The 12,310-nt window shown below is 57.5% G+C and carries 13 protein-coding genes and 1 other annotated feature; of the genes, 3 read left to right on the plus strand and 10 right to left on the minus strand.

Annotated elements, in window-relative coordinates; genetic code table 11:
• Positions 1–408: 408 nt before the first annotated feature.
• From C8P63_RS14825 to C8P63_RS14850, 6 genes are all read right to left on the minus strand, one after another.
• A complete protein-coding gene (locus C8P63_RS14825) occupies positions 409–939 on the minus strand; it encodes a CvpA family protein (protein WP_170109689.1) in 531 nt (176 codons plus the stop codon).
• 16 nt (positions 940–955) lie between these two features.
• Entirely contained in the window at positions 956–1,204 is a 249-nt protein-coding gene (gene zapA, locus C8P63_RS14830) for a cell division protein ZapA (RefSeq protein ID WP_108025428.1), read from the minus strand.
• 89 nt (positions 1,205–1,293) lie between these two features.
• A complete protein-coding gene (gene pheT / locus C8P63_RS14835) occupies positions 1,294–3,717 on the minus strand; it encodes a phenylalanine--tRNA ligase subunit beta (protein WP_108025429.1) in 2,424 nt (807 codons plus the stop codon).
• 21 nt (positions 3,718–3,738) lie between these two features.
• Positions 3,739–4,773: a phenylalanine--tRNA ligase subunit alpha gene (gene pheS, locus C8P63_RS14840; protein WP_108025430.1), complete on the minus strand. Its 1,035-nt coding sequence runs from the start codon at positions 4,771–4,773 to the stop codon at positions 3,739–3,741.
• A gap of 49 nt (positions 4,774–4,822) precedes the next feature.
• Positions 4,823–5,069, minus strand: a binding site (T-box leader).
• 64 nt (positions 5,070–5,133) lie between these two features.
• Positions 5,134–5,928, minus strand: coding sequence for a TrmH family RNA methyltransferase (locus tag C8P63_RS14845; protein WP_108025431.1), 795 nt, complete (start codon positions 5,926–5,928; stop codon positions 5,134–5,136).
• 2 nt (positions 5,929–5,930) lie between these two features.
• The gene (locus tag C8P63_RS14850) at positions 5,931–6,662 is read right to left on the minus strand and encodes a potassium channel family protein (RefSeq protein WP_281258731.1); all 732 of its coding nucleotides are present in this window, start codon (positions 6,660–6,662) and stop codon (positions 5,931–5,933) included.
• A gap of 35 nt (positions 6,663–6,697) precedes the next feature.
• Between C8P63_RS14850 and sspI the strand changes: the two genes are divergently transcribed.
• Positions 6,698–6,934, plus strand: a complete 237-nt coding sequence (gene sspI / locus C8P63_RS14855; protein ID WP_108025433.1) for a small acid-soluble spore protein SspI — start codon at positions 6,698–6,700, stop codon at positions 6,932–6,934.
• Positions 6,935–6,992: 58 nt separating this feature from the next.
• Here the strand turns inward: sspI and C8P63_RS14860 are convergent, their stop codons facing one another.
• From C8P63_RS14860 to C8P63_RS19210, 3 genes are all read right to left on the minus strand, one after another.
• The gene (locus C8P63_RS14860) at positions 6,993–8,078 is read right to left on the minus strand and encodes a M42 family metallopeptidase (protein WP_108025434.1); all 1,086 of its coding nucleotides are present in this window, start codon (positions 8,076–8,078) and stop codon (positions 6,993–6,995) included.
• Positions 8,079–8,479: 401 nt separating this feature from the next.
• Positions 8,480–8,854 carry an Hsp20/alpha crystallin family protein gene (locus C8P63_RS19205; protein WP_170109691.1) on the minus strand — a complete coding sequence of 125 codons (375 nt, stop codon included), beginning with the start codon at positions 8,852–8,854 and terminating at the stop codon, positions 8,480–8,482.
• Positions 8,855–9,000: 146 nt separating this feature from the next.
• Positions 9,001–9,153, minus strand: coding sequence for a hypothetical protein (locus tag C8P63_RS19210; RefSeq protein WP_170109692.1), 153 nt, complete (start codon positions 9,151–9,153; stop codon positions 9,001–9,003).
• Between the two features lie 374 nt (positions 9,154–9,527).
• Here C8P63_RS19210 and thiD point away from each other — a divergent pair, with 374 nt between their 5' ends.
• Complete coding sequence (gene thiD, locus C8P63_RS14870; RefSeq protein ID WP_108025436.1) at positions 9,528–10,361, plus strand: bifunctional hydroxymethylpyrimidine kinase/phosphomethylpyrimidine kinase; 834 nt, start codon at positions 9,528–9,530, stop codon at positions 10,359–10,361.
• A 59-nt stretch (positions 10,362–10,420) separates the two neighbouring features.
• Positions 10,421–11,089: a thiamine phosphate synthase gene (gene thiE / locus C8P63_RS14875; protein ID WP_108025437.1), complete on the plus strand. Its 669-nt coding sequence runs from the start codon at positions 10,421–10,423 to the stop codon at positions 11,087–11,089.
• A 564-nt stretch (positions 11,090–11,653) separates the two neighbouring features.
• Here thiE and C8P63_RS14880 read toward each other — a convergent pair.
• Complete coding sequence (locus tag C8P63_RS14880; RefSeq protein ID WP_108025438.1) at positions 11,654–11,842, minus strand: hypothetical protein; 189 nt, start codon at positions 11,840–11,842, stop codon at positions 11,654–11,656.
• Between the last annotated feature and the right edge of the window lie 468 nt (positions 11,843–12,310).

The raw sequence follows: 12,310 nt of genomic DNA on the forward strand, positions 1-12,310 counted from the left end.
ACCCCAGGCGAGACTTGTGCTCTGTGAGTGCATAGCGAGACCGGGGAGTGAAGCGACCCCAGGCGAGACTTGTGCTCTGTGAGTGCATAGCGAGACCGGGGAGTGAAGCGACCCCAGGCGAGACTTGTGCTCTGTGAGTGCATAGCGAGACCGGGGAGTGAAGCGACCCCAGGCGAGACTTGTGCTCTGTGAGTGCATAGCGAGACCGGGGAGTGAAGCGACCCCAGGCGAGACTTGTGCTCTGTGAGTGCATAGCGAGACCGGGGAGTGAAGCGACCCCAGGCGAGACTTGTGCTCTGTGAGTGCAGCCGGAACGGCTTTGGGTAAATGCTGCCGCTCACTTTTCACAAACCTTCTGGTTCCTCATCTCCTGACAAAGGAAAACCCCCGTGGGGGGGGAAGCCAAACTCACGATCGGTTCATCATCTTTTTAAACTCTCCTGTCACATCGGGTGTCATCTCCAGGATTCCCTGGCTTAAGGAGGACTCGTTCACCGCGTCCCGCCCCTCCGCCCAGGGAAGGATGTGGAGGAGGTTGACAGCGATCACCAACACGAGGAACGCCTTGAGAAACCCGATCAGCGCTCCTCCCACCCCGTTGATCTGGTTCAGTACGGGAAAACTGGTGAGTTGGGTCAAGACGGCGGCGACAAAGGAGAGAAACACCTTGGTGATCAAGAACAGGACGACAAAGGCAATCGCACTGTAGATGGCCTGCTCCACCGGCAAAAACTGTCCCCATCCTTCACCGCTCACCGATTCGGGAAGGGGAACGACCTCTTTGAGAGCGGGGGTGAGGTCGGAGCTGAACTGATAAGCCACAAAGAGGGCCAGCAGCACCCCCACCAGGGAGACCGTCTCTTTGATCAAGCCCTTTCGGTAACCCTGAATCAACCCCCCGATGATCATCAGAACAATAATCCAATCCATCAGGTTCATGAACATCCCACCACTCTCACGGTTGATCGTCTTCAATCAGGTGCAGGATCTCTTCGTACTCTTGCTTCAGCTTCAGATAAGAGTCGGTGATGTTGACGGCGGAAAGAACCGCCAGCTTGGCGGTGTCAAGCCGGGGATTGTTCTTGGCGATTCCCCTCATTTTCTCATCCACGTGCCCCGCCACTTCCCGGATATATCCGGGGCTGGCTTTGCCGACGATATGATACATCTGACCGTAGATTTCGACTGTGAATTTGTTCTTCATCGGCTGCGCCCCCTGTCCCTCTAAAGCCTTTTCCACTATCTTTCGTCCTGCCCCGATCGGGTTCCTGCCAAGTTTAAAATCCGGAACGTTTACTTTCGAAGAACCGCCCCGTGCTTCTCTTCCAGCCGTTGGATCACGTTTTGATGGACCTCCGCCACTTCCTCATCCGTCAGAGTGCGGTCTCCTGCCTGGTAGCGGAGGGAAAAGGCGACGCTTTTTTTCCCTTCCCCGATCTGTTCCCCTGTAAACACATCGAAGAGAGAGACGGACTGGAGCAGCTCGCCGCCCGCCGAGTGGATCGTTTTTTCCAGTTCCCCCACCGGAATCCCCTCATCCACCACCAACGCCAGATCCCGGGTGGTGTCAGGATGTTTCGGCAGGGTCTCATAGCGGATCACCCGGTTCAGAGCCGCCTCTGTCACCGGTTCCAGATCCAGTTCGAACACATAGGTGTCATCCAGATCGTGGGCGGAGGCGGTTTTGGGATGGACCTGTCCCAACACGCCGATCACGCGGCCGTCCTGTTTGATCCGGGCCGTCCGTCCCGGGTGGTACCCTTCGGGCTGTGCCGCTTCAAAGGAGATGCCGTTCACGCCGAGCCGCTCAAAGAGCCACTCCAGCATGCCCTTGACAGTGAAGAAATCGGGTGCTCCGTTTCGTTTCTGCCAGTGCGGGGAAGTGGCCCCCGTCACCAGACCGGCCAAAGCCCACCTTTCTTCCGGTTGCCGGGTCAGCTTTTTCTCCTCAGTGACAAACACCCGGGCCAGTTCGAAAACCGAAACCCCTTCTTCCCGCCGATGGACGTTGTATTCGGCGGTCTCCAGAAGCTGTGGCACCAGAGAGGTCCTGAGAACCTTCCGCTCGTCGCTCATCGGCATGCTGATCCGGATGGGCCGGGCCTCTTTGTAAAGCACCGGTTCCAACTCGCGCAGGCGGTCGGGGGAGGTGAGGCTGTAATTGATCACTTCATGAAAGCCGGCATCCCTGAGGGAGTGGCGGATCACCCGACGAAGCCGTTGTTCGGGAGTCAGGGCTCCCGGGGATTGCTGCCCCCAGGGGAGGGTGGTGGGAATCCGGTCATATCCGTAGAGCCGGGCCACTTCCTCAATCAGATCCACTTCGATGGAGATGTCCGGCCGGCGGGAAGGAACCTGCACCCGGTACACACCGTCGTTTACTTCCGTGGGGAACCGGAGCCGACGGAAGACGTCCAATACCGCCTTCTCCTCCACCTGGACGCCCAATACGCCGGTCAGGCGGTTGTGACGGAGTTCAACGATGACATCCTCAATCTCCCCCATCCGTTCCGCGGTGACGGGGGAGGCCACTTTGCCGCCGGCCAGTTGGACCATCAGCTCCACCGCCCGCGTGAGCGCCGGGATGACCCGCTCGGGATCCACTCCTTTTTCAAAGCGGGTGCTGGCTTCCGACCGAAGACCCAGTCTCCGGGCGGTCCGACGGATGGATTCGGGAGCAAAATAAGCCGACTCGATCAGGACGGTGGTGGTTCCCTCCTTCACTTCCGAGTTTTCACCACCCATCACTCCGGCAATGCCGATCGGTTTCGTCCCGTCGGTAATCAAGAGGGTCCGGTCATCACATGCGCGGGTCACACCGTCCAGCGTGGTGACCGTTTCCCCGGTTCCTCCCCGGCGGACGACGATCTCCCCGTCTTCCACCTGGTCATAATCAAAGGCGTGAAGGGGTTGGCCGTATTCCAGCATCACGTAGTTGGTGATATCGACGACATTGTTGATCGGACGGATACCGGCGGCAAGCAATCGGTTCTGCATCCATCGGGGGGACTCACCCAGCCGGATTCCCTCCACCACCTGGGTCGCGTAAAACGGACAGTCCTCTTCCGCATCCAGCACCACATCGACGGGTTTCGTCTTTCCAACGGGCATTCGTTCTTCTGTCACGGGAAGATGGACTTCCCGGTCCAAAAGGGCGGCCACTTCATAAGCCACCCCCCACATACTGAGACAATCGGAGCGATTGGGTGTCAGATCCAGTTCCAACACCACATCCTCCAACCCGAGAACCGCTTTTGCATCCTCTCCGACCCCGGTCTCCGCGGGAAGGACCAGAATCCCCTCCTGTTGCTCTTTGGGGAGAAGTTTTTCCGGCATTCCCAGCTCCTGAGCGGAACAAATCATCCCTTCCGAGGGAACCCCCCGGAGCTTGGTCTTTTTGATCTTCACCCCGCCGGGAAGACGCGCCCCGGGAAGCGCGACGGCAACCGTTTGACCCTCCGCCACATTGGGGGCGCCACAAACGATGTTGAGCGGCTCCTCTTTTCCGGCATCCACCGTGCATACCCGCAGGCGGTCCGCACCGGGGTGAGGTTCCACTTTTTTGACAACCCCCGTGACCACGTTTTCCACGCCCTGATCGAGGGGGTGTATGACGTCCACCTCAATTCCCCCGCGGGTCAGTTCTTCGGCCAGTTTCTCCGGCGTCACGCCGTTCAGGTCCACATATTGATTCAACCATTGATAGGAAACAAGCATCGGTACCCTCCCCCTTTTCGTTTACACGGATTGGAATTGGCGCAGGAATCGTAAATCGTTGGTGTAGAATTGGCGGATATCATCGATTCCGTATTTCAGGAGAGCGATCCGTTCCGGCCCCATCCCGAAGGCAAAACCGGTGTACCGTTCGGAATCGTAACCCCCCCGTTCCAATACACGGGGGTGCACCATCCCCGCCCCGAGGATTTCAATCCACCCGCTGTATTTGCACATCCGACAACCACTGCCCCCGCACTGTACACAGGAAATATCCATTTCCACACTGGGTTCGGTGAAAGGAAAATAACTGGGGCGCAGCCGGCTTTCCAACTTCTCGCCAAACATCTGCTCCGCAAAGGCCAGCAGGGTACCGTGAAGTTCGCTCATGGCGATTCCCCGGTCGACGACCAACCCTTCCACCTGCGTAAACTGATGGGAGTGGGTGGCATCGTCGTCATCCCGACGGTAGACTTTGCCGGGGCAGATGATTTTGACCGGCACCTTGCCTTCCTTGCTTTGCATCGAACGGACCTGCACCGGTGAGGTTTGGGTCCGGAGCAACAGTTCCGGCGTGATGTAGAAGGAATCCTGCATGTCCCGGGCCGGGTGATCCTTGGGAAGGTTGAGGGCCTCAAAGTTGTAGTAGTCCGTTTCCACCTCAGGTCCTTCCGCCACTTCAAATCCCATGCCCACAAAGATATCTTCGATTTGTTCGATGACCGCATTCAGAGGGTGGACACCGCCGAGGGGACGCGGTTGGCCCGGCAGGGTCACATCCACGGTTTCCCTTTTCAGGCGGGCCTGAAGTCGTGCTTCTTCCAATTCCGACTCCTTTGCCCGGATCCATTCTTCCAACCGATTCCGGACTTCGTTGGCCAATGCGCCGACCACCGGCCGCTCTTCGGGGGAGAGGTCTTTCATCCCCCTCAGGACGGAAGTGATCTCTCCTTTTTTCCCCAGGTATTTCACCCTGAGCTCTTTCAACCCTTCCGGATCCGAAGCGGCGCGAATTTTCTCTTCCGCTTCCCTCTTCAACGATTCCAGCTTTTCACGCATGGTCGCCGGCTCCCTCCTTAAACTCCGTGAAAATAAAAAAATCCCGCGCCCGAGGGACGAGAGATTTCGTGGTACCACCCTTGGTTGGACAACCCGACGCACGGCAAAGGTTGCCCCACTCATTGAGACGATAACGGATTCAACCGGTAACCCCTTACTGCTTCCGATACAGGGAAGGTTCGGGGGACAGCTCGGGAGCGAACTTCCCGCCACCGTTTCCCTGGGATGCTTCCAGTCAAGGCATTCCCTCCCTGGCAGGGACGTATGGCGGTACTCCTCTCCTTCACAGCCGTTGACATCGATGAACTTAACCATCAGTATAGCCCAAAAACAGTGCCTTTGCAACGGCGGGAGGGGGATCTAACGGGATTCCCTCCCTTTCTGTCTCACCCACTCGAAAAGGAGGATGCCGGCGGTTACGGCCACATTGAGGGATTCCACTTCACCGGGCATCGGAATCCGCACGGTGGCGTCGGTCATCCCCTCCACTTCGGGGGACACTCCCCTCCCCTCATTCCCCAGAAGAAAGGCCGTCTTCAGGGGAAAACGGGTTTCAAAATGGTTTTTTTCCGCTCGGGGGGCCGTTCCGACAACAAAATAACCCTGTTTTTTCAGCTTCGGAATCGCGTCCATCAACTTCACCCGCCGGATCCGGGACCGGAACAGCGACCCCATGGCGGAACGGACCACCTTCGGGTTGTAAGGATCCACGGTCCCGTTTCCCAACCAGATGTCCCGGGCCCCTGCCGCTTCCGCCGTTCGAAGGATCGCACCCAAATTGCCGGGATCCTGCACGGCATCCAGGAGCAGCACCGGCCCGCCATCGGTGAGGCGCCAGGGTTCCCGTTCGTGGGGCACCACCACCTCAGCGGCGATTCCCTGGGGAGTCTGCGTATCCACCAGCTGGCTGAAGGTGGAGGGATACAGGGAGTAAACGGGGATTCCTTCCAGATGCGTGAGCCGATCCAGCATCTCCCGCCCCTCTTCCGAGACCAGGACGGAGCGAACCTGCCAGCCGGCCCTGATGGCCTCACCCAGAAGCTTTTCCCCTTCGATCAGAATGCTTCCGTACTCGTCCCGACCTTTCCGGGTGCTTAGCTTCCTCCAACGCTTCACTTTTTCGTTCCGGGCGGATGTGATTTGAAGGATCTTCATCCTTACGCTCGTTCCTCCAGTTTTTTCAGATCATTGTTATGGCCGATCACAACCAGGATGTCTCCCCTGTGGATGCGGTCACCGGCAAGCGGGGCGATGTTAATCCGGTCGGCGCTTTTAATCGCCATCACGTTGCAACCGAACTTCGCCCGAATGTCCAATTCCTCCAACGTTTTGCCGGCAAAGAATTCACCGGCGTTCACCTCGATGATGCTGTAATCATCGGCAAGCTCGATGTAGTCCAGGATATTGGGCGAAATCAGGTTATGTACCACCCGGACCCCCATGTCCCGTTCGGGATAAACCACTTTATAGGCGCCGATTTTGTACAGCACCTTTCCGTGAAGGTCGTTCCGGGCTTTGACAACCACCTTCTCCACCCCGATTTCCTGCAGAATCAGGGTGGTCATGATGCTGGATTGAATATCTTCCCCGATGGATACAACCACCACGTCAAAGTTGCGGACGCCCAGAGCCTTAAGGGCATTTTCATCGGTGGAATCCGCTTCCACGGCATGGGTCACAATCTGGGAAAAATCCTGAACCCGCTGGGGATCCCGGTCAATCGCCAGCACTTCGTATCCCATATCATGCAATGTCTTGGCGACGCTTCCCCCGAAACGTCCCAGACCGATCACCGCGAACTGCTTGTTCATGAAGCATCTCCTCCGAACACAAAGCCGATTGCGGTTATTATACCACAACTTTTTCCCAATACGGATAAGCTTACGCACCGGTGTCAAACTATGCGTAAAAGGAGGGACACGAAGTGAATTTTCCCATTCGCGGAGCCGTCTATTACAATATTCAGGACATGAACCCCGAAGAGTTGAAAAATATGGTGAGCGATTCCATTCAGGGGGAAGAAAAACTCCTTCCGGGGCTGGGTGTCGTTTTTGAAGTGATCTGGCAAAACAGCAGCCCGCAGGAAAGAGACAGGATGATCGAAACCCTGCACGAGCACATCCCCAGGGAAAAGGCCCAACCGCCGGTGACCCCGTCCTGAGCGGAATCATCCACCTCTTGCATGGAAAACACCGCCCGTCGGGCTTGGGCGGTGTTTTTCATCCCTGCAGGAGTTCCTCCACTTTTCTGGTATCCAGCCGGCGGATGACCGCCACCAGAAGGCGGATGAGAGCGTCCACATCATCCTGATGGATGATGGAGGTATGGCTGTGAATGTAGCGGGAAGGCACCCCGACTGAAACCGTGGGGACGCCCTCCCCGTGAAGATGGATGTGACTGGCATCGGTGGCACCACGGGTGATCCACTCGTGTTGCAGGGGGATTCCTTTTTCTTCCGCTACCTCCTGAACCATCCTCACCAACCCCCGGTGGGGAACGTGCCCGGCATCAAAAAGAACCAACAACGGCCCTTCCCCCAGACGGCAGGGCGCCTGGTCCCGGTTGACCCCGGGGGTATCCCCGGCAATCCCCACATCAATGGCAAACCCGATGTCGGGACGGACCACGGCACTGGCGGTGAAGGCCCCCCGACGGCCCACTTCTTCCATTACCGTTCCCACGCCATACACGGTGTTGGGATGGTCCAGATCTTCGAGCCTCCGCAGAACTTCCACCGCCACGGCACAACCCATCCGGTTATCCATCGCTTTGGCCAGCCAGTGCTTGGGATTGGCCATCTCCGTAAAAGGGGAATAGGGGACCACCACGTCTCCCGGAAGAATCCCCATTTCCTCCGCTTCTTCTTTTCCGGCGGCACCCACATCGATGAATAACTCGTCCAGCGGAACCGCTTTTTTCCGCTGTTCCAAAGATAGAAGATGGGGCGGTTTGGAACCGACGACGCCCAGTACCTTCCCCTTCCTGGTCATCACTTCCACCCGTTGGGCGGACACCACCTGGCTCCACCAACCGCCGAGGGGCCGAAACTTCAAAAAGCCCTCATCCGTGATCCGGGTTACCATGAATCCGATTTCGTCCAGGTGACCGGCCAACATGATCCGTGGCCCCGTATTTCCCTTCCGGGCAATCATCGCTCCCAGTCGGTCGGAAGTCACCTCATCGGCGACGGTGGACGCCCAACGGCCCATCAATTCCCGGACCGGTCCTTCGTGTCCCGGGGGACCGGCCACTTCCGTCAACTCTTTCAGAAGTTGCTTGAAACCCCCTTGCTTCCCTTCCGACATATGTACACCTCTTTCAAAGATTAAGGCCTGAATTTTATATTATCACAACCGGATCCGGACTGGACCGAAGAACTGGCGTTTGGTTGGGGGCAAACGAAGGCGGTCGTACCGGCCCCGCATGCCCCTTGTTTTTTATCCACCTTTGTTTTGGAAGCGTTGTGGTTGATTGTCAGGATCAGAAGAAGGGAAGCGTTTACCCGAAACAGCGACTTTGCTGTCCTGCCCGGCGGAGAATCAGCCTGCAAGGGCGTTCAGGGGCAAAAGCTTCTCTGTGTTGCATCCGCAGGCGTTTGCCCCTGCCCGCAGCAGGATGATTCGGAGCGGACAGTGTCTGCATCTCTGCAGGACAGCAGCCGGAGCGGCTTCGGGTAAATGCCGCCGCTCACTTTTTCACAATACTTTTAGGCTTTGGGCATTCGGATCACCAACGTTTTTTTCTCCTGATCCATCCCCGTGTTCATCCGTTTCGCATCCACCGGTACGGGAAGGTAAACGTTCAGGGTAAAGTGAAACCGTTCCTGGAACCGTTGATTCCCCTTCCCCCCGGTCGACCCCGAAATGTACAGGATCCGGTTCTCCAAGACCTTCACGTTGATTTCATGGCGGGGGTTCAATTGGGGTATCCGGACGTGAACCACCACATCGGTGGCGGTTTGGAAGCATTGGGTGCTCATCCGGTTCTGTTCCAGGTCGTGGGAGAGGTTTCGCCATTCGTTCCAAAGCTCGCCCATTTCTTCATCGTACATGGATTCAAACCACGGTTTGAGCCATCGCACGCCCATCGACCTCCTTCGTTCTTCAGAGGGATCTGCTTGTTCTACCCTCAGGATATGAGCAATGGCCAAAAGGGTTCCCGGCCGTACCCCTTCACAAAAAAACCTCCGCCAAAGGGAGGTTGAATGAGGGGGAAGCAAGTAAAGGGTTAATAGTAGGGACCGTAAGGACCGAATCCTCCGCCCCACCACCAGAAAAATGCGAAGAACAGGAACAGGATGATGATCACCGCTATTGCGATCCACCACACCCATTTGAAGCCGAACAGGCCGAACAGACTGCTGGTTCTCGCTCTGCTCACAGTCGTACCTCCTTCCTGCACAATGGCTCATTACATCGTATGTCCGACGGGGAACATCGGTATAGACATCCGCCCGTACGGCCACTCCCGGAAAATCCCCCTTGCCCTTCCTTCCGCACGCTCCTATAATAATGATTGAAATGATTGAATGATTGGAACCATGTTCCCCTGCGGGAGTCCGGGGTACCGGGCTGAGAGGGCGGCCGAATCCGCCGCCGACCGTTTTGCCTGATCTGGGTCATGCCAGCGGAGGTAACCTGCGGGAATCGGATCGGATTCGATCGTTTGTTTGTTTCCGATTGCCTTCAACGAACCTCCGCCGCCGGCCCGTCCGGCGGCTTTTCCATTTTCAACGGTCCAAAGGAGTGAAGCCATTGACTCTGCCACGCGCGTTGACCATCGCCGGTTCCGACAGCGGAGGGGGCGCGGGCATCCAGGCCGACCTCAAGACGTTTCAGGAGCTGGGGGCCTTCGGGATGAGCGCCCTGACCGCCGTCACCGCCCAGAATACTCAGGGTGTGAGCGGTATATACGAAATGACGGCGGAAGCCGTCGCCCGGCAAATGGATGCCGTGTTGGAAGATATCGGTGTGGACGCCCTGAAAACAGGTATGATCGCCAATGTGGAGATTATGGAAACCATCGCCGAAAAAATCCGTCAGCATGGAGTCGGTCCCCTGGTGGTGGATCCGGTGATGGTGGCCAAAAGCGGCCACTCCTTGCTGGAGAAAGATGCCCGGAAAGCCCTGACCCAAACGCTGCTCCCCCTGGCTCTTCTGGTGACTCCCAACCTTCCGGAAGCGGAAATCCTTGTGAACCAACAACTGGACACGGAGGCGAAGCGGAAGGACGGGGCCCGCCGCATCCTGGACATGGGAGCCTCCGCCGTTGTGATCAAGGGTGGGCACCTGGAAGGGGAAACCGCATCGGACCTCTTCTACGACGGGGAATCCTTCCTCACCTTCTCCGCTCCACGGATCCACACCCGCCACACCCACGGGACCGGTTGCACGTTTTCCGCTGCCGTCACGGCTGAGTTGGCCAAGGGACGAAATCTGGCGGATGCGGTCTATACCGCCAAAAAATTTATCACCCGGGCCATCGCCCGGCCGCTGGAGCTCGGAAAAGGCCACGGCCCCACCAACCACTGGGCTTACAACCGGGACCGCGATCCCGAAGGGGTCATCACTCGGACTCTCTCCACATAGACTATTTGTTGGGTATGATCTTCGCATTGACACAATCAAACCCCGGGAGAGGTGATCCCATGCCCCTGTCCCCGTCCGCGCTGCGTCTGTATTTGGTGATGGGAAGCCAGGACTGCCAAGGAAGAGATCCGGTCTGGATCCTCAAGGAAGCGATCGCCGGCGGCATCACGATGTTTCAATTCCGTGAAAAAAAATCATCCCTCACCATGAGCGAAACCGTTTTTCTGGGCAAAAAACTGCGGAAGGTCTGTTTGAAGCACCGAATCCCTTTCATTGTCAACGACCGGGTCGATCTCGCCATGGTCCTGGAAGCCGACGGAGTCCATGTCGGACAGGAGGATTTACCCGCCGTTCAGGTGCGGCGGCTCCTCGGATCGGAACCTGTCATCGGGGTTTCCTGCGAAAATCCGGAAGAAGCGGACAAGGCCGCTCAGGCCGGAGCGGACTATCTGGGGGTGGGTGCCATGTATGCCACCCCATCCAAATCCGACGCCGGGGACCCGATCGGACCCGAGAGCATCCGCCGGATCGCCCGCATGGAGAATCGGCCGCTTCCCATGGTGGGGATCGGCGGCATCCACCAGGATAACGCGGAACCCGTCATCCGGGCGGGAGCGAAAGGCGTCGCCGTCATCTCCGCCATCACCCGCGCCTCCTCCCCCCGCCGCGCCGCCACCCGGTTGAGAAAAGTGGTCGAACGGGTCCAAGCGGATAGAGATGCAATCTGAAAAAGCAGAAAACGGTGCTGTCGGGGCACGAAGCGTGGTGATTTCATGTTCAACCATCTCTGCAGGACAGCAGCCGGAGCGGCTTTGGGTAAATGCTGACGCCCCTTTTTCACAACGCTTCTAGACTGCCGACAAACCTTTACAGAAGAGCAGGGGACTCTTTCCGTGCGGAGCACTCTTTGTACCTCACAGAGCACAAGTCTCGCCGGGGTCGCTATGACACCCACCCGGTGAAGCTGCTGTGGGACCGGACCGTTCAGTCTGACCTCTTCGAGGGAATGAGGTGGGAAGACGAAATCGCGCCCCAGCCCCCCTTGTCATTAACCTCGCGGTGCCTTCGGGCACCGCTTTTTGTATCCAGGCAGGCTCGCGGTATTACCACGCCGTCGCTCCTCCGTCGACGCCATGGTTTGGCCGGATGATCAGATACGACGGCGGCATCCCAAACATTTATCGACGGAAGGATGAATGTTCCGTACAACCCTTCAAATACGGCGGTCACGGTCTGTTTTTTTGCGTCCTGAAACAGAAAAAACCCGGGTGATTCGCCCGGGCCTGCTGCGGCTATAACCGGTTTTGCTTCTTTTTTTCGGCGTTTCGTTCATAATCTGCGGAAAGTTCTTTGCGTCCTTTTTCCACTTCCAGGTCCGTGAGTTCCCCGCTCTGTTCATAAGCGAACTGAACCTCACTGTTGATGTTTTCTTCGTTTTTCGTCACCGTGTCGCGGTTCTTTTCCACTTTCCGTTTGCTCATGGTATCCCTCCCTGAAATCGCCGTACAAGGGAGAGGGCTTCTCTCCCCTGATATGACTAGGATGCACCCCGGGGTCTCTTTTATCCCCGATCGACTCGAGAACCCTTTCCAAGGGCCCGTCGGTGCCTGCTCGATGGAAACGCAGAAGCGTGGTGATTTCATGTTCGTTTCGAGAAAAAGGGGAAGCGTTTACCCAAAATAGCGACTTTGCTGTCCTGCCCAGCGGAGAATCAGCCTGCAAGGGCGTTCAGGGGCAAAAGCTTCTCTGTGTTGCATCCGTAGGCGTTTGCTCCTGCCCGCAGCAGGATGATCCGGAGCGGACAGTGCAACCATCTCTGCAGGACAGCATAGCGAGACCGGGGAGTGAAGCGACCCCAGGCGAGACTTGTGCTCTGTGAGTGCATAGCGAGACCGGGGAGTGAAGCGACCCAGGCGAGACTTGTGCTCTGTGAGTGCATAGCGAGACCG

It is taken from the genome of Melghirimyces profundicolus (assembly GCF_003054245.1).
Taxonomy (GTDB): Bacteria; Bacillota; Bacilli; order Thermoactinomycetales; family DSM-45169; genus Melghirimyces; species Melghirimyces profundicolus.